Origin of the sequence: Brevibacterium sp. RIT 803, from assembly GCF_016892625.1 — a bacterium.
Taxonomy (GTDB): domain Bacteria; phylum Actinomycetota; class Actinomycetes; order Actinomycetales; family Brevibacteriaceae; genus Brevibacterium.
Genome location: NZ_JAFEMW010000001.1, coordinates 154,731 through 171,979 on the forward strand (window position 1 = coordinate 154,731; position 17,249 = coordinate 171,979).

Below are 17,249 nucleotides of genomic sequence, written 5' to 3' on the forward strand. Positions count from 1 at the left end.
GCCATTCTAGATGCTCACGGTTCGGAGCCTGCGGGCATCGCCTCAGGCCAGCGTCATCTCATCCTCAGCGCAGAACGACGTCGGCCTGCGGTCCCACGAGGGACAGCGACTTCGGGCGAGACATGAGGTCTCCTGCCATCGTCGACACCTGCTCAGCTGTGACCGAGCGGACGCGTTCGATGAGGTCGAGCGGAGATTCGAGGGAGATTCCGAAGATCTCCGATCGGGCCAGTCGATTCATCCGTGCCGCCGAAGACTCGAGTCCGAGGACCATCGAACCCGAGAGCTGGGAGACGATCGCGTCCAGCTCGGGGCGACTTGGCACCTCCTGCGCCAGACGGTCCCATTCGGCCAGAGCCAGATCGACGACGGCCTGCCCGTTCTCCGGCGTGCAGCCGGCGTAGATGCCGAACGTTCCGAAGTCAGTGAACTGGCTTGCCACACAGTTGACGGCGTAGGCGAGACCGCGTTCTTCTCGCACGCTCTGGAAGAGTCGAGAGGACATACCTCCGCCGAGCATCGTCAGCAGCACCGAATAGACGAAGCGATCCGGATGGCCCTCTTCGAGACCCTCGCAGCCGAGCAGGATTCCCAGCTGTTCGGTGTCTTTGACCGTGTGTGAGCGACCCGAATGGAACGTCGGCACCTCACGTGTGCCGCGGCCGGCCACCCCGCCTGCTGTCGCGGCGGGACTGTCCCAGGTGTGTGAGCCGGCCGGTGAGCCGACACCTGCCTGAGCCAATGCGTCCTCGACCATGCCCAGGACCTCCCCGTGGGTGGCACCGCCGGCTGCGGCGATGACCAGACGCGGGGGAACATAGGTTGTCGAGTGGTGTTCGAGAAGCGTGTGATGGCCCAGCACGCGGATCTGGTCCTTCGTCGCGCCGACCGGACGTGCCAATGGGTGGTCGCCGAAGACGAGTTCGTCGAAGTCATCGAAGAGGACGTCGCCGGGATCGTCGGCCGACATCGCCAACTCCTCGATGATGACGCCGCGTTCGCGTTCGAACTCCTCGGCATCCAGGTTCGAGTTCGAGACCATGTCGACGAGCAGCGAGGTGATGTCCGACAGATCCGTCACCAGGCAGCGCGAGTAGTAGCAGGTGAGCTCCTTGGCCGTGATGGCGTTGGAGTCTCCCCCGGTCCGGTCGAAGGCAGCCGCGATCGTCTTCGCGTCCTTCGTCGGCGTTCCCTTGAAGAGCATGTGCTCGAGGAAATGGGTCGATCCGGCGGTCTCGGTCGATTCGTCGCGCGATCCTGCCGCGACCCAGATGCCGATGGTCTCCGACGCCAGTCCGGGCATGTGTTCGGTGGTCACTGTCAAACCACCGGGGAGGACAGACCGATCGATTCGGCTGCCCTCCCCGGTGTGAGAATCCTTGAGTATCAGTTGTCTGATTCCTCTTCTGCTTCTTCGTCATCGTCGCTGACAGGCGAGAGTGACAGCTTGCCGCGGTCGTCGATCTTCGTGATCTCGACCTGGACCTTCTGGCCGACTCCGACGACGTCTTCGACGTCCTCGACGCGCTTGCCATCGTTGAGCTTACGCAGCTCGGAGATGTGCAGCAGGCCATCCTTGCCCGGTGTCAGGGAGACGAATGCGCCGAAGCTCATCGTCTTCACGACGGTTCCGAGGTAACGTTCGCCGACCTCGGGCACCTGCGGGTTGGCGATGGCGTTGATCATCGAGCGGGCGGCATCTGCGGCTGCTCCGTCGGCGGCACCGATGAGGACGGTTCCGTCGTCTTCGATGCTGATGTCAGCGCCGGTGTCTTCCTGCATCTGGTTGATCATCTTGCCCTTGGGTCCGATGACCTCGCCGATCTTGTCGACCGGGATGTTCACCGAGATGATGCGCGGAGCAGTCGGAGCCATCTCTGCCGGAGCATCGATGGCCTCGGCGATGACGTCGAGGATGACCATGCGGGCTTCCTGCGCCTGCTTGAGCGCGGCACCGAGCACCGAGGCGGGAAGGCCGTCGAGCTTGGTGTCGAGCTGGATCGCAGTGATGAAGTCACGCGTACCGGCAACCTTGAAGTCCATGTCGCCGAAGGCGTCTTCGGCACCGAGGATGTCAGTCAGTGCCGCGTATGCGGTCTGATCTCCGGTGTCGGTGGAGATGACATCGGAGACGAGTCCCATGGCGATACCTGCGACAGGAGCCTGCAGCGGCACACCAGCCGAGAGCATGGCCAGAGTCGATGCGCAGACCGAACCCATCGAGGTCGAGCCGTTGGATCCGAGTGCCTCTGAGACTTCGCGGATGGCGTAGGGGAAGTCCTCGCGCTTGGGCAGAACAGGCACGAGTGCACGTTCAGCCAGCGCACCGTGTCCGATCTCGCGGCGCTTCGGGCTGCCCACACGACCGGTCTCTCCGACCGAGTAGGGCGGGAAGTTGTAGTGGTGCATGTAGCGCTTCGTGGTCACAGGCGACAGAGAGTCGATGTGCTGTTCGAGCTTGAGCATGTTCAGCGTGGTGACACCGAGGATCTGCGTCTCTCCGCGCTCGAAGATGGCCGAGCCGTGAGCGCGTGGGATCACGTTGGTTTCGGCGGTCAGCGGACGGATGTCCTTGAGACCACGACCGTCGATGCGGATCTGCTCGGTGAGGATGCGCTTGCGCACGACCTGCTTCGTCAGCGCGTTGAGGGCCCCGGCGATTTCCTTCTCGCGGCCGGCGAAGCGTTCGCCGAGCTTGTCGAAGAGCTCAGAGAGCAGATCTTCGCCTGCTGCTTCGCGTTCCTGCTTGTCAGCGATCTGGAAGTTCTCGGTCTGCTTGGCTTCGGCGAGTTCGCGCACAGCCTCGTAGACGTCGTCCTGGTAGTCCTTGAAGACAGGGAACTCGACAGTGGGTTTGGCTGCACTGTCAGCCAGCTCCTGCTGCGCACGGCAGAGTTCGCTGATGAAGGGCTTCGCGGCTTCGAGTCCCTCTGCTACGACCTCTTCGGTCGGTGCGGTGGCACCGGACTTGATGCGGTCGATGGCGTTGTCTGTGGCTTCTGCCTCGACCATCATGATCGCCACGTCGTCACCGACGACACGGCCGGCGACGACCATGTTGAAGACGGCGTCATCGAGCTGCGAGTGGTTCGGGAAGGCAACCCACTGGCCGTCGATGAGTGCGATGCGCACGCCGCCGATGGGGCCGGAGAAAGGCAGTCCGGAGAGCTGAGTCGACATCGAGGCCGCGTTGATGGCCAGTGCATCGTAGATGTGGTCGGGGTGGATCGACATCACTGTGACGACGACCTGAACCTCGTTGCGCAGTCCCTTCACGAAGGAGGGGCGCAGAGGGCGGTCGATGAGGCGGCAGGTGAGGACCGCGTCGGTCGAGGGGCGTCCTTCACGGCGGAAGAACGAACCGGGGATGCGACCCGCGGCGTACATGCGCTCTTCGACGTCGACGGTCAGAGGGAAGAAGTCGAAGCCCTCACGGGGGTTCTTGCCCGCCGAGGTGGCCGAGAACAGCATGGTTTCGTCGTCGAGGTAGGCGACGGCAGAACCGGCGGCCTGCTGTGCAAGCCGTCCTGTTTCGAAGCGGATGGTGTGTGAACCATAGCTGCCATTGTCAATGTGCGCTACGGCGGATTCAGGGTTGAGTCCCACGTATTCTCCTTGTTTGTAACCGGTACGCGGACACCTTCGAAGAATGAAGGCGAAAGAAGCCCGCGTCTATCCGGTGGATATTGGCTCGGACAACCCCATGGATCCAAGCCGGTCATCGATCGGGGCCCACGGAAGCAGCATGCGCATGCGTGCTCTTCCGGAAGCCACTACCGAGGACCGAAACGTCCATGGCATGGTTGTCCACGTTGAAGTCTACCGCAGTTGCCCCTGTGAGCCATTGCCTCGCATTCCACTCGGTTATGGCATCGGCAGTCGAACGGCCGGGGACAACGAAGAAGCGCCCTGCATGATGCAGGACGCTTCGTTTCGTCTGAGGTGACTCGTTCGAGTCTGTGTCAGTTCGTCGGAGTCACGCTCAATGTCATGGGGCTGGTCTCAGCGACGCAGGCCCAGGCGCTTGATGAGCGAGCGGTAGCGCTCGATCTCCACGCGCTGCAAGTACTTGAGCATCCGGCGGCGCTGGCCGACGAGGAGCAGCAGGCCACGACGCGAGTGGTGGTCGTGCTTGTGATCCTTGAAGTGTTCGGTGAGCTCGGTGATCCGGCGGGTCAGCAGCGCAACCTGAACCTCGGGAGAACCGGTGTCGCCCTCGTGAGTTGCATATTCCTTGATGACTTCTTGCTTTTCAGCAGTACTGAGAGCCATGGACTTCTCCTTTTGATCGTTGCGCGGCGCCGAAACCTGTCAGTCTCAGCACTATCGAACCGCGGCCGGTGAAAACGGCAAGGTTCAGTTTATCAGGTGTGGAGCACCTCGCGCACATCAGCAATGTCCTCGTGCATCTTCACGACGAGCTCGTCCATGCCGGTGAACGTCACCTGTCCACGGATTCGTGAGACGAACTCGAGGATCATGTGCTTGCCGTAGACGTCGAATTCGCCGAACTCCTTGTCGAGGACGTGCGCCTCGACTCGTCGGACGTTGCCTTCGAACGTGGGGTTGGTGCCCACCGAGATGGCTGCGGGGTACGCCTGGTCCTCATCGGAGAATGTCGCCCACCCGGCATAGACACCATCGGCGGGAATGAGGCCCTCGGCATCTTCGGACAGGTTCGCGGTCGGGAATCCGAGGTCGCGACCGCGGGCGTCGCCGTGGACGACGGCCCCCTCGACCCGGTGGTAGCGACCCAGCTGATCGGCAGCCTCGGCGACATCTCCGCCGACGATCTGATCCCGGATCCGTGAGGAGGAGTACCGTCCCCCGCGCCCGACCTCTTCGATCGTCTCGGTCCGGAACCCGTATTTCTCGCCGAGGTGGCGCAGAGTCTCGATGGTGCCTTCGTTGTCCTTGCCGAACCTCACGTCATCACCGACGACGACGATCTCACAGCCCAGGGCCTCAACGAAGTAGGTGCGCACGAACTCCTCGGCACTCTGGGCCGCGAAGTCGAGGTCGTAGTGCTGGACGAACAGAGCGTCGATGCCGGTCTCCGCGATGAAATCGGCCTTCTGCTCGGTGCTCGTGATCATCAGCGTCGGCTCATCAGAGCGGTGGACCGTGCGCGGGTGCGGGTCGAAGGTCATGGCAACAGAGCGCAGAGAGCGCTCACTGGCCAGTGCCGCTACGGCTTGGAGAACAGTCTGGTGGCCGCGGTGGACCCCATCGAAGTTGCCCAGGGTCACAACGGTGCCGACATCGTCGGTCCCGACCTCATTCAGTCCGTGATAAAGCTCCACTCGACGTTTGCTCCTTCCGTGCACCGACTCAGGTTATCGCAGAGATGTTCTCACGTGCTAACCCACGCACGCCTCAGGAGATGACGGCCCAGCCGATCACGCCGACCAGGGATGCGATCGCGATGGAGAGGAACGTTCCGATGATGAATCGCTCGCCCGCGGCCGCCGAGGATTTGATCTCCGCGAAGCGTCCGAGCCCTTTGACTGCGACGACGACGGCCATGAGTTCGGGCCTGCCCAGCACGATGGCTCCGGCGATGAGGGCGCGCTCGACGATGCCGATCCACATTCCGCCGCGCAGGACGTCGATGTCCTCGCTGCCGGTGCGTCTCGGCTTCGAGCCGGGCCCGTCATGGGTCATCCGCAGGAACAGCGGAACCAGCAGGTAGCCACCCGCTGCCGACACGATCGCCGCAATGGCAGCGATGAGTAGGTCAAACCACATGGTCACCTGCCTGAAAGTCGCGGTCCCCGGTCTCTCCTATATGGGCCAGGTGGAAGGTCGACAGCGCGCAGGCACCCTCGATGAGCTCCACACCGCCTGGGGAGAGCACCCTGGACACAGCCTGTTGGGAGACGTCGAAGTGTTCAGCGATGTCGTGCTGAGTGGAGTCGGGATGGTCGAGCCTGCGGTCGATGTAGCGCCGAGACTGGGACCGGATATTCTCGAACGTCCAGACCACCAGGCGCAGAGCGCTTTCAGCCAGGCTCGAGTGCGCTGTCTCCGGGTCGACGACAAGATGAGCGGGTGCACCCTTTGCGGCCTCGACCGCGCGCCTGGCTGCATAGAAGGCCTCCCCCCTGCCCTCGGCAGTGGAAGACGGCAATGGAGTGTCGACCGGGCCGACTCCGATTCCGATATGCCACCCAGTTCGTGCGGCCAGCAGACGGACGGCCAGAGTCACCTGCTCGGGTGAGTCGAGAACGCCCTGCACCTCGTCGCCGATCGTACGTTCGAAGCCCCTCTGGGTCTCAACCCGGGTCAGAACGTCGAGCAGCTCGGGCACCTCATCAGTGCGTTCACGAGATCCTCGCTGGTCGATGGTCATGACGTACATGACTCAAGTACACCAAAGTCCACGACGATAGACAACCGTTTCAGTTGTATCTATCGAATACAAGCGAGTACGTTGTATTGCTCGCAGCATCGTTGCGCTCTCAGGCGAGGTCGATGGCGAAGGCCGTCTGAGACTTCAGCACTCCCCCGGCCCGCACCTCGGCGATCGAGACGAGCTCCTCGCCGACGATCACGGCCACCTCGTTGCCCTGATCCGGGCTCCGATCGGTGCCGATCGTCTTGCCCTGCATCAGGGCCTTGGCCTCCGCGGACTCGACGCACACGGTCGGAAGCAGGGCCCTGGCCACCTCGGCGAGAGAAGTCAGCGTGGGAGCCTCGATGTCAAGATCGTCGGGGATCGTCACCGCTTCGTCGAGGCTGAAGTCCCCCACTCGAGTGCGCCGCAGAGCGGTGAGATGTCCATGGACGCCGAGGCTGCTGCCGAGATCTCGCGCCAGCGCACGAACATAGGTCCCCGACGAGCAGTCGACTTCGACGTCGACATCGATGTGGCCCTGCGCAACGGAATAGCGAGTGGCGAGGATGGTGAAATCTGAGATCTCGACCCGGCGCGCCTTGAGCTCAACGTCTTCACCGGCACGGACGCGGGCGTAGGAGCGTTGGCCGTTGACCTTGATCGCGGAGACCGCGCTGGGGACCTGATCGATGGAGCCCCTCAAGGCTGAGACGCCGTGAGCGATCCCATCATCAGAGACTGCCGCCAGTGCCGCAGGCTCGGCGAAGAGGTCCGGCTCGGAGTCCGCATCATCGGTCGGCGTGGCCGAGCCGAGACGGATCGTGGCCAGATAGGTCTTGGACACGCCGGTGATATAGCCCAGGAGTTTGGTCCCACGCCCCAGCCCGAGGACGAGCACGCCCGTGGCCATAGGGTCGAGGGTTCCGGCATGCCCGACCTTGCGGGTGCCGTACCAGCGCCGAATCCGAGAGACGACGCCATGGGACGTCAGGCCTTGGGGCTTGTCGCAGACAAGGACACCCTGCGGGGAAGTATCGCTCACGCGTCAGGCTCGATCAGTTGAAGGAGACGTGCACATGGTCGAAGTGGTTGTCCGTGGGTGAACCACGGTCTTCCATGCTGCTCCAACCGCTGCCCGGGTTCCAGATGCGCTGTTCCCAGATCACGTACTTGACGTTGAGTGCTCCGGAGTTCTGGATCAGGTACTCGGCGATGCGGTCTCCGGTAGCGCCGGTGATCATGATGTCGACGGCTCCGCCGGTGTAGTGGTCCGAGGTGCCGGAGCCAGGCCGAACGCCACCGTAGGTCTTGACTTCGGGGAACTTCGCACACACGGCGCGGTAGCCGTTGACGGCATTGGGCTGCAGTCCGGATTCGATCGAGGATGAGACCGAGCAGGGTTCGTTCGAGATGCCCTCTGGAGTGCCTGAACCCTCTGATGACTTCTCATCCGAATCGGAGGACTTCTCGTCGGATGACTTCGCGCTGCCGGACTCCGTCTGCGCCTTCTCCGTCGTCGGGGACGGCTTGGGCTTGGGAGTCTTGACATCGAGTGTCGTCTTCGAGGTCTTGTTCTTGTACTTGGGATCGTCCTTGACGTCCTTGAGGTATTCTTCGCCGGCCTTCTCGCGCTGGGCGTCGATCTCATCCTGGCTGACGGCCGAGGGGCTCGACTTCGACTGCTGTGCAGAGGTGTCAGCGGCCTCGGTCGTGACATTGCCGGCCTCGGGCGGGCTCATGACGACGGTTGAGCCGACGACGGCGGCGGTGGCTGCGGCCGGAACCGCGATCGCGGCAACGACGGGACGCTGCCTGACAGTTGCCAGCACAGAGGTGGCGGTCGACGGTGCGTCCGAGGAGTGCCGACCGGAAGAGCGCTTGCTGGCGGGGGTCAGGTCCCGGACCAGCTGCTTAGCAAAGCCAGGCTTTGGCGAAGAGTGCTTACCCAATTCAGAAATCCCTTAACAGAGTCGTAATCATTTCGTTACCAGAAAAAGTCTAAACTAGAAGTGAAAGATTACAAAACTGTTACGTGAGGTTTTTTCGCGAGAGTGACAGAAGTCGCGGTTGCGCGCACGAGTCCCGCCGCGCTCAGCTGGGACGACACAGCCGAAGCACTGTCGCATCGATGGTCCGTTACAGCGCTGTGACCAGTCAGTCTTCGTCGTCGGCCTTCTTGTAGGGGTCTTCGTCTCCTGCGGGCTTCGCGTCCTTGGCCAGTCCTGCCACCCGAGCGTCATCTGCTGCGGCCTTGGCGAGAAGACCGTCGAGGTGAGCGGCGGCCTCCGGCACGGCGTCGGCAATGAATTCGAGGCTGGGAGTCAGTCGGATCGTCAGGCCCTTGCCGACCTCAGACCGGATGAAGCCCTTCGCGGACTCCAGGGCTTTGCCTGTGGCTTCGAGGTCCTGCCCGTCTCCGAAGACAGTGTAGAAGATCGAGGCGTGCTGCAGATCTCCGGTCACGCGCACATCGGTGACCGTGACGAAACCGAGACGGGGATCCTTGAGTCTGCGTTCGATCGTGCTGGCGACGATGACCTTGATCTGGTCGGCGATCTTACGCGCCCGAGTTGCATCTGCCATGGTGACTTCCTTCTTCGTCTGAACTGTGACAGTGACTGAGTTCGATTGGAACTGCCACTTGAGTATCCGTATCTGTGTGTACCTGTGTCTGTGTGTCTGGCTGGTGCTGTGGCCCGTGGAGCACTCCCCCGGCACATTCTCTCATCGTCGGCGACGTCCGTGCGCAACAGCACAGAGGCCTGCGAACCGCAGACCGGGTCCTGCCCGGGAGGTGCGCGGGCGAGTGGACTCATGCCACCCGCTCGCACATTCCCCGTTCAGAACCCGGTATGGGAAAGCGACGTGTCGATCAGTCGCGAGGCTTCTCACGCATCTCGACGGTCTCAATGATGTCGCCGACGCGCAGATCGTTGAAGCTGCCCAGGCCGATACCGCACTCGAATCCTTCGCGGACCTCGGTGGCATCGTCCTTGAAGCGACGCAGGGACTCGATCTTGACCTTGTCCCCGACGACCACTCCATCACGGGTGACGCGAGCAGACGCGTTCCTGGTGATGTGACCATCGCGAACGATGGAGCCGGCGATGTTGCCGAACTTGGAGGACCGGAAGACTTCGCGGATCTCCGCAGTGCCTGTCTGGACCTCTTCGTATTCCGGCTTGAGCATGCCCTTGAGCGAGCTCTCGATGTCGTCGATCGCCTGGTAGATGACCGAGTAGTAACGGACATCGACGCCTTCGCGCTCGGCCAGGTCGCGAGCCTTCGCCTCCGGACGGACATTGAAGCCCAGGACGATGGCGTTGTCGACCGTGGCCAGGTTGATGTCGTTCTCCGTGATCGCACCCACACCGCGATGGATGATGCGCAGGTCGACGTCGTCGCCCACATCGATCTTGAGCAGCGAATCCTCCAGCGCCTCGACGGCACCGGACACGTCGCCCTTGAGGATGAGGTTGAGCATATCGACCTTGCCCTCGGCCAGCGCCTTGGTGAAGTCCTCGAGGCTGATGCGCTTGCGACCGCGAGCCTGAGCAGCATTGCGCTCGATGGCGTCACGCTTCTCAGCGATCTGACGGGCGGTGCGATCGTCCTCTGTGGAGATGAACGTATCGCCGGCACGCGGCACGGAGGACAGACCCAGCACCTGGACGGGACGGGATGGTCCCGCCTCCTCGACGAGGTTGCCGTTCTCATCGAACATCGCACGCACACGTCCGTAGGCGGTGCCACACACGATGGCATCTCCCTGACGCAGTGTGCCGGAGTCGACGAGCACGGTCGCAACCGCGCCACGGCCCTTGTCCAGCTTGGCCTCGATCGCAATGCCGCGAGCCGACTTGTCCGGGTTCGCCCTCAGGTCCAGCGCAGCATCGGTGGTCAGCAGCACGGATTCGAGCAGCTGGTCGATGCCCTCGCGCTTGAGCGCAGAGATCGGCACGAACATGGTCTCGCCGCCGTATTCCTCGGCAACCAAGTTGTACTCGGTCAGCTGCTGCATGACCTTGGCGGGGTTAGCGCCTTCCTTATCGGTCTTGTTCACTGCGACCACGATCGGAATGTTCGCCGCCTGAGCGTGGTTGAGTGCCTCAACGGTCTGCGGCATCACGCCGTCATCGGCCGCGACCACGAGGATCGCGAGGTCGGTCGACTTCGCGCCACGGGCTCGCATAGCGGTGAACGCTTCGTGACCTGGGGTATCGAGGAAGGTGATCTTGCGATCGATGCCCTCATGTTCGACCTCGGCCTGGTAAGCACCGATGTGCTGGGTGATTCCGCCGGCTTCACGGCCAGCCACGTTCGCAGAGCGAATGGCATCGAGCAGCTTGGTCTTACCGTGGTCGACGTGACCCATGACCGTGACGACCGGTGGACGTGCTGCGAGATCCTCGTCTGCTTCGTCCGCGGCTTCCGCGTCAAGGTCGATGTCGAAGGTTTCGAGCAGCTCACGGTCTTCGTCCTCGGGTGAGACGATCTCGATCTTGTAGCCGAGTTCCTCGCCGAGGACCTCGAATGTGCCCTCATCCAGAGACTGGGTGATGGTCGCCATCTCGCCGAGGTGGAAGAGCACCGTCACGAGGTTCGTCGGATCGGTGTTGATCTTTTCAGCGAAATCGGCCAGTGAGGATCCGCGACGCAGGCGCAGTGGAGTGTTGCCGTCGCCGCGTGGAACAGAGACGCCACCGACCGACGGTGTCTGCATCTGCTCGAACTCGGCGCGCTTGGCCCGCTTCGACTTGCGTCCCTTCTGACGAGGACCGCCTCCACGGCCGAATGCACCCTGGGTGCTTCCGCGACCGCGACCTGAACCACGACCGCCTGGACCGCCGCCGGGTCCACCACCGGGTCCGCGACGACCTGCAGGTGCGCCGCCTGGAGCTGCACCCGGCGCACCGGGTGCGCCGCCGCCGGCGGGCGCGTTGCCGCGTCCTCCGCCTCGACCGCGGCCTGGAGCCGGCTTGTTCAGTGCGGAGTTCTTCATCATCGATGGGTTCGGGCGAGGTGCGCCCGGACGTGGTGCCGGACGTGGGCCTGCTGCGCCTTCCTCACCGGATGCACGAGGTGGCTTCTGACCTGGCTTCGGCATCCCCTGCGAGTTGGCGAACGGGTTGTTGCCCGGGCGCGCACCAGGACCGCCCTGGCCGCCCTGGCCGCCGGGACGATTGCCGGATTTCGGTCCGCCGCGTCCTGCCGGTTTGGGCATGCCCTGTGCTGGGGCGAAGGGATTGTTTCCGGGTCGGGCCGGCGAGCGACCGCCCGGTTTCGGAGCAGAGCCAGGCTTGGGTGCCGAACCTGGCTTAGGAGCCGCGGCGGGCTTCGCAGCAGCACCAGGCTTCGGCGCGTTCGGACGCGCGGCAGGCTTGGTCTGCTCAGCAGGGGCATCGGCAGACTTGGTCCCTGCAGCGGACGCGGCCGTGTCAGCAGCCTTGGCATCTGCATCGGGTTTGGCTTCTGCAGCGGGCTTGGCATCTGCAGCGGGCTTCGCGCTCGGCTTCGCACCGGTCGGCTTAGCTGCAGGCTTCGCCTCTGCTGGCGTGGATTCAGCAGCTTCGGTCGGTGCCGAAGTTGGCTTGGCACCGGGCTTGGCTCCTGGCTTGGCCGAAGTCTTTGCACCGGGCTTGGGAGCTCCGGGCTTCGCGGCAGGCTTGGCGCCTGGCTGAGCAGCCGGCTTCGAGTCGGCGGATGCGCCGGAAGTCTTGTCGCCGGAGCCGGCCGGACCGGACTCGGCGAACGCTTCTTTCACCTTGCGCACGACGGGTGCTTCGAGGGTCGAGGAAGCGGAGCGAACGAATTCGCCCAGGCCCTGGAGTTTCTCGAGGACGTTCTTACTTGTAGTGCCGAGCTCTTTTGCGAGCTCATGGACACGGGGCTTTGCCACAGTTCTCCTGTCCGGGTTCTTTCCCGGTCAGGAAAGAACCTCATCAATGAAGAGCAGTTCTCATTTCACTGCTCTCTCGAATTCCGATAGCGGTGTCATCGCACGACACTCACAACTTGTCATCCATTCGGGCTACCCGCTCTTCTTGGGTTCGGTATCCATCCTCGGCAGGTCCGAGGCGGTGACCTTCGTTCGAAAGGCTCGAGCAAAGGATGCGGTCGTCAATGCCTTCTTCAGGCATGTGGCGTCCGGGTGCACCCAGGCTCCTCGTCCCGGAAGTGTCGCTGACACGTCATGGACGATGGCCGGATGCTGATCGGGTCGAATCACAAATCGTGTGAGTTCGTCCCGGTCGGCCTTTTGCCTGCAGGCGATGCACGTCCTTCGAGGTGCCGCGCCCACAATCACAGTACATAATTCTACAGCACTTCCATCCCCACCCGCGCCACACCCCGAGTGGTTCAGATCACGCCCGATGCCTATTCGCCTGGGACGATGTCGATCTTCCAGCCGGTGAGCTTGGCCGCCAGGCGTGCGTTCTGCCCTTCCTTGCCGATGGCCAGGGAGAGCTGGTCACGGGGGACGACGGCGCGGGATTCCTGCAGATCGGCATCGAGGATGTCGACCTTCGTCGCCTTGGCTGGTGAGAGTGCATGGCCGATGAACTTGGCCGGGTCATCGCTGTAGTCGACGATGTCGATCTTCTCCTGGCCCAGCTCGTTCATCACGGCCCGCACGCGGGAACCGAGTTCGCCGATGCACGAGCCCTTCGCATTCACACCTGGCTTCGTGGCGCGAACTGCCAGTTTGGTTCGGTGGCCGGCCTCACGAGCCAGGGAGACGATCTCGACAGTGCCGTCGGCGATCTCCGGTGCTTCGTGCGCGAACAGCCGGCGGACGAGGTTCGGGTGCGTACGCGAAACAGTGACCGACGTTCCCTTCGGTCCCTTGTGGACGTCGGCGATGTAGACGCGCAGGCGCGTTCCGTGGCGGTATGACTCGCCGGGAGTCTGCTCGTGCGGCGGCAGGACCGCCTCGACATCACCGAGGTCGACCTGCACCATCTGCGGGTCCCGGCCCTGCTGGATGGTGCCGGAGACGATCTCACCCTCGCGGCCCTTGAAGTTGCCGAGCACCGATTCGTCTGCGACATCGCGCAGACGCTGGTGGATGACCTGGCGAGCCGTCTGCGCAGCGATGCGTCCGAAGCCCGTGGGAGTGTCGTCGAATTCGCCGATCGGGTTGTCATCATTGTCGAACTCGACGGCAAGGATGCGGACTTCGCCGGAGGTCTTGTCCAGTTCGGCGCGGGAATCCGGCCACGCGCCCTCAGTCTTCTGATAGGCAAGGAAGAGAGCTTGTTCGATGAGTTCGATCAGAGTATCGAGCGGAATCTCCCGCTCTCGCTCGATAATGCGCAGAACACTGAGGTCGATATCCATGGCCTATATCCTCTCCGGCTCCCTCGAGCATTGAATTGTCGGTCTTCATTTATGCAGGCGTGACATTCTATCTCAGATTACGCTCACCGAAATTTGAGTTCGACCTGCGCCTTGACGATGTCACCGAGCGAGACTGTCCGCTTCTCCCGACTGGCGGGATCGATTCCAGAAATTGAGTTCTCGCCCACATCATCGAGATCGAGCTTGAAGGAGTCCTTCTTCGTGCTGATTTCGAGTCGGCGACCAAGCACCCGTTTGAAGTGCCGCGGGGATTCGAGTTTCCTCGTTGCTCCTGGACTCGTGACCTCGAGCTGATAGGGCTTGTCGCGGAAGACCTCGACCTCGTCGAGGGCGTCGCCGACGAGTCGGCTGGATTCGGCGATCTTCTCCATCGACATGGGTTCTGTGCTGGACTCATCAAGGTCGACGACGACCGTCAGCGCCCGACGTTGTCCGGCAGCCACGGCCTTCACCGACTCCAGGTAGAAACCAGAGGTCTGCAGCGGCTCCCGCAGAATCTTCTCTATCTGCGCCACGTCCTCGTCCATGTGTCCTCCAGTCCTCGTCCCGCTGACGACGGTGTGCCCCGCGCGGCGACGTCTCTTCTGCCCTGCCAATTGCCTTAGCACCACCCTAAGCGACTCCCCGGGCGAGGTTAAGCATCCGCTAGGATTGGCCTATGCGTTTTCCCGTCAGCCGCCGCGCTCTTCTCCTCTACGGTGTGGGCGGGGCGAGTCTGAGCCTGCTGTCGGGATGCGGTGTGAGAATCGATACTCCTCCGGACGTGCCGACCCTCGATGAGACGGACCAGCTGCGCAACCGCATCGCCAGAATCCTCGCCGCCACCACCGCCGGAGACAACGACCCGGAGACCGCTGGTGAGGACCTGCAGAAACTCCGGGACGCCATCGGTCCTGTGTGGTCGCCACCAACCGAAATGGCCACCGAGCCCCCACCGTCGGAAGATCCCCGCACCTACATCGAAGCCGCCGAGGTGGTGTCGGATGCCGTCTTCACCGCCCTACCGACATTGGGCTCGACCCTCATTCCGGTGCTCGTGGACGTGGCAACCGGTTTGGCGCTGACTGCGGGCACCGAGCACGCAGAGTTCATTCGCAGCGCCGACGCCCTGATCCGTGACTCACGCAAATCCGGCGCTGCCGACGCTTCCGGCTCATCGGAACCCGCGGCGGCTTCGAACTCACCCGAGTCGCAGCCGCCATCCGCGGACGATTCGACCTCTCCCCCGGTGTGGAATGACATCCTCAACCAGGCCAGGGCAGCGACTTATGGCTATGAGCGGCTCGCTGTGAACTTCGACACGAAGTCACGCGAGCGCAGCAGTGCCGTGGCGCGACTGGAGTCCTTAGGCTCACTGGCCGGCGAGATGCTCGAAAAGCTCGGTGAGAAGAACGCTGAACCTGATGCTCCCTCGTGGAAACTCGACCCCATCCCACGTGACCCGGAGACCGCGAAGGAACTGGCTCTGGCCCTCGAAGACGGTGTGGCAGCAGCGATCCTTCCCTGGCTGCAGAGGGATTCGGAGGCCGCTCTGCGGCTGTGGGAGTCGGCTCGAACACGCACCATCTTCGCCAGCCCGCAGGTGCTGCGGTACTCGTATCCCGGAGATTCGGGAGAGGCAGAGGCGCAGAAGTGAAGGTCCCCCCGGTCCTGTACAACTCCACTCGCGACATCATCGGCGAGTACCGCACCTCGTCCTGGGTCGCCGCACTGGATTTCATGGCCAATGAGCTCACCGACCGGTGGAAGCTGAGCTTCGACGAAGTACCGGGCTCACCCTGGGCCGGCTGCGAAAGCCTCGTCATCCCGGTTCTGACTCAGGAGAACTATCAGGGGGTGCTGCGCTTCGCCGCCCCCACCTCGGCGGCATCGGCTGCACATGCGCAGGCGCTGCGGGCGCTGAAGATGTGGAACGGGCACGGCGCTGTCCGGGTGATCAGGGACGATCACAGCTTCAGGGTCACCCTGCAGGAGCGGTTGCGAACGAAGGACAATCTCTCCGTGTTGCCCCTGGCCGATGTGCCCCCGGTCTGGGGTGCCCTGCAGAAGTCGCTTGAGATCCCCTCGGGTTCCGATTTCCTGCGTGTCCAGGATGTGGCCGCAGGATGGCTGAGCACCTTTGACGCCGATGCGGGTCTGCTCAGCGGCTGGACTGAGGCAGGCCCTGGTGATTCTCTCCTGCTCTCCTTCGCGCGCAACTGGATGCGCACTCTTGCCGCGTCTGAGGAGAATTGGCTCATCCACGCCGATCTGCACTACTACAACATCCTCGCCGGCAACCCCGATGCCGCGGGCATCTCGACCTGGAAGGCCATCGACCCGCAGCCCTTGTCCGGACCGACCGCCTACACCTTGGCGCCGGTGCTGTGGAACCGTCTCGCGGAGATTCCGTCCCAACATCCGCAGGCCCAGGCCGCGTGGCTGCGCGGATTCGCCACCGACCTCGCGCTGTGCGCGGGCATGGACCCGCAGTACGGGATGGGTGCGGCCGTCGCTCGGGAGGTCACGAACATGTTCTGGTACCTCAGGTCAGCCCGCAGCGGATCGACCGGTGCGTTGGCCGATGCCGCGAGGTCTCTGTGGGTTGCCCGGGCACTGTCGGGAGCAGACGTCGCCGGCGTCAATGCCCACGCGCTCAAACCCATCGGCTGAGCACCCCCACTCAACCTCCCCGACGTCACTAATACCGCATGGCGCCGGGCGCAATCAGTGACGTCGGGGAGGTTGAGCGAGGGGATGCCTCAGTGGATGAGGCCGGAGACCACGTCGTAGCCGAGTTTGATGATCATCGCGGAGACCACGACGACGAAGACGACCCGCACGAATCCGGATCCCTTCTTCAGTGCCGTGCGCGCACCGAAGATTCCACCGGCGACGTTGCCCACGGCGACGACGAGACCGAGCGCCCATACGACCTGGCCATCGGGGATGAAGAAGACCAGTGCCCCGAAGTTCGTCGCCCAGTTGATGACCTTCGCAGTGGCTGAGGCCTGGAGGAATGAGAACCCGATGACTGTGACGAACGCGATGACGAGGAAGGATCCGGTGCCCGGGCCGAGCACTCCGTCATAGACGCCGATCGTGAGCCCGATCAGCCACGACAGCCCGTGATGACGTTTCGAGGATTCGCCGAACCGCAGGCTCGCATCGGCGCCGAGGCTGGGGTTGAGGACCGTGAAGACTCCGACCCCGATGAGAGCGACGAGGATGATCGGTGTGAAGAGTTCACCTGGGACCAAGGTCGCGAGTTTGGCGCCGAAGACGGCTCCGAGGAATGCCGTGGCGGCGGCAGGGATCGTCGCCGACCTGTCCGGGGTGATCGTGCGCAGATAGGTCACCGCCGAGGCGGTCGTACCCGCAATCGAGCCCACCTTGTTCGTGGCGACCGCTTGGACCGGTGTCATTCCCGGCACCAGCAGCAGTGCCGGCAGCTGGATCAGACCTCCGCCGCCGACGACGGCATCGATCCAGCCGGCCAGAACTCCTGCGGCCAGGAGCCACAGAAGCATACCGAGGGTGACATCGATGCCTGCGGTGAGTGCCTCCATCA

General features: G+C 63.4%; 16 protein-coding genes. 2 read left to right on the plus strand and 14 right to left on the minus strand.

Annotated features, from left to right (window positions below):
- Nucleotides 1–64: 64 nt before the first annotated feature.
- The 13 genes from JTF07_RS00635 to rimP all read right to left on the minus strand — a co-directional run bounded on the left by JTF07_RS00635 (nt 65) and on the right by rimP (nt 14,226).
- Nucleotides 65–1,318 carry a M16 family metallopeptidase gene (locus JTF07_RS00635; protein WP_353843838.1) on the minus strand — a complete coding sequence of 418 codons (1,254 nt, stop codon included), beginning with the start codon at nt 1,316–1,318 and terminating at the stop codon, nt 65–67.
- A 68-nt stretch (nt 1,319–1,386) separates the two neighbouring features.
- Entirely contained in the window at nt 1,387–3,606 is a 2,220-nt protein-coding gene (locus JTF07_RS00640; protein WP_204232436.1) for a polyribonucleotide nucleotidyltransferase, read from the minus strand.
- Nucleotides 3,607–4,002: 396 nt separating this feature from the next.
- A complete protein-coding gene (rpsO, locus tag JTF07_RS00645; protein ID WP_009882989.1) occupies nt 4,003–4,272 on the minus strand; it encodes a 30S ribosomal protein S15 in 270 nt (89 codons plus the stop codon).
- A 92-nt stretch (nt 4,273–4,364) separates the two neighbouring features.
- Nucleotides 4,365–5,303: a bifunctional riboflavin kinase/FAD synthetase gene (locus tag JTF07_RS00650; RefSeq protein WP_204232437.1), complete on the minus strand. Its 939-nt coding sequence runs from the start codon at nt 5,301–5,303 to the stop codon at nt 4,365–4,367.
- A gap of 73 nt (nt 5,304–5,376) precedes the next feature.
- On the minus strand, nt 5,377–5,748 hold the full coding sequence (locus tag JTF07_RS00655; protein ID WP_204232438.1) for a hypothetical protein: 372 nt from the start codon (nt 5,746–5,748) through the stop codon (nt 5,377–5,379).
- Nucleotides 5,738–6,361, minus strand: coding sequence for a hypothetical protein (locus JTF07_RS00660; RefSeq protein ID WP_204232439.1), 624 nt, complete (start codon nt 6,359–6,361; stop codon nt 5,738–5,740). Before JTF07_RS00660 ends, JTF07_RS00655 begins: the two co-directional genes overlap by 11 nt.
- 100 nt (nt 6,362–6,461) lie before the next feature.
- A complete protein-coding gene (gene truB, locus JTF07_RS00665) occupies nt 6,462–7,379 on the minus strand; it encodes a tRNA pseudouridine(55) synthase TruB (RefSeq protein ID WP_204232440.1) in 918 nt (305 codons plus the stop codon).
- A gap of 13 nt (nt 7,380–7,392) precedes the next feature.
- Nucleotides 7,393–8,286 carry a VldE C-terminal domain-containing protein gene (locus tag JTF07_RS00670; protein WP_204232441.1) on the minus strand — a complete coding sequence of 298 codons (894 nt, stop codon included), beginning with the start codon at nt 8,284–8,286 and terminating at the stop codon, nt 7,393–7,395.
- Nucleotides 8,287–8,491: 205 nt separating this feature from the next.
- Nucleotides 8,492–8,920: a 30S ribosome-binding factor RbfA gene (gene rbfA / locus JTF07_RS00675; protein ID WP_204232442.1), complete on the minus strand. Its 429-nt coding sequence runs from the start codon at nt 8,918–8,920 to the stop codon at nt 8,492–8,494.
- A 289-nt stretch (nt 8,921–9,209) separates the two neighbouring features.
- Nucleotides 9,210–12,236 (minus strand): translation initiation factor IF-2, encoded by a 3,027-nt coding sequence (infB, locus tag JTF07_RS00680; protein ID WP_204232443.1) that lies wholly within the window; start codon nt 12,234–12,236, stop codon nt 9,210–9,212.
- 132 nt (nt 12,237–12,368) lie between these two features.
- Nucleotides 12,369–12,644 carry a YlxR family protein gene (locus JTF07_RS00685; protein WP_198398301.1) on the minus strand — a complete coding sequence of 92 codons (276 nt, stop codon included), beginning with the start codon at nt 12,642–12,644 and terminating at the stop codon, nt 12,369–12,371.
- A gap of 71 nt (nt 12,645–12,715) precedes the next feature.
- A complete protein-coding gene (gene nusA / locus JTF07_RS00690; RefSeq protein ID WP_204232444.1) occupies nt 12,716–13,678 on the minus strand; it encodes a transcription termination factor NusA in 963 nt (320 codons plus the stop codon).
- An 83-nt stretch (nt 13,679–13,761) separates the two neighbouring features.
- A complete protein-coding gene (gene rimP, locus JTF07_RS00695) occupies nt 13,762–14,226 on the minus strand; it encodes a ribosome maturation factor RimP (protein ID WP_204232445.1) in 465 nt (154 codons plus the stop codon).
- Nucleotides 14,227–14,357: 131 nt separating this feature from the next.
- Here rimP and JTF07_RS00700 point away from each other — a divergent pair, with 131 nt between their 5' ends.
- Together JTF07_RS00700 and JTF07_RS00705 are read left to right on the plus strand one after the other, a co-directional pair.
- Nucleotides 14,358–15,335, plus strand: a complete 978-nt coding sequence (locus tag JTF07_RS00700) for a hypothetical protein (protein ID WP_204232446.1) — start codon at nt 14,358–14,360, stop codon at nt 15,333–15,335.
- Entirely contained in the window at nt 15,332–16,351 is a 1,020-nt protein-coding gene (locus JTF07_RS00705; protein ID WP_204232447.1) for an aminoglycoside phosphotransferase family protein, read from the plus strand. The genes JTF07_RS00700 and JTF07_RS00705 overlap by 4 nt, the downstream gene beginning before the upstream one ends.
- 89 nt (nt 16,352–16,440) lie before the next feature.
- On the opposite strand, the gene JTF07_RS00710 is transcribed toward JTF07_RS00705, so the two are convergent.
- Entirely contained in the window at nt 16,441–17,247 is an 807-nt protein-coding gene (locus JTF07_RS00710) for a TSUP family transporter (RefSeq protein WP_204232448.1), read from the minus strand.
- Nucleotides 17,248–17,249: the final 2 nt, after the last annotated feature.

Coding starts and splice junctions, on each gene's coding strand:
- JTF07_RS00660 (WP_204232439.1), bottom strand. CDS start 6,361: ATGTACGTCATGACCATCGACCAGCGAGGATCTCGTGAACGCACTGAT.
- rpsO (WP_009882989.1), bottom strand. CDS start 4,272: ATGGCTCTCAGTACTGCTGAAAAGCAAGAAGTCATCAAGGAATATGCA.
- JTF07_RS00710 (WP_204232448.1), bottom strand. CDS start 17,247: ATGGAGGCACTCACCGCAGGCATCGATGTCACCCTCGGTATGCTTCTG.
- JTF07_RS00655 (WP_204232438.1), bottom strand. CDS start 5,748: ATGTGGTTTGACCTACTCATCGCTGCCATTGCGGCGATCGTGTCGGCA.
- rbfA (WP_204232442.1), bottom strand. CDS start 8,920: ATGGCAGATGCAACTCGGGCGCGTAAGATCGCCGACCAGATCAAGGTC.
- JTF07_RS00700 (WP_204232446.1), top strand. CDS start 14,358: ATGCGTTTTCCCGTCAGCCGCCGCGCTCTTCTCCTCTACGGTGTGGGC.
- rimP (WP_204232445.1), bottom strand. CDS start 14,226: ATGGACGAGGACGTGGCGCAGATAGAGAAGATTCTGCGGGAGCCGCTG.
- nusA (WP_204232444.1), bottom strand. CDS start 13,678: ATGGATATCGACCTCAGTGTTCTGCGCATTATCGAGCGAGAGCGGGAG.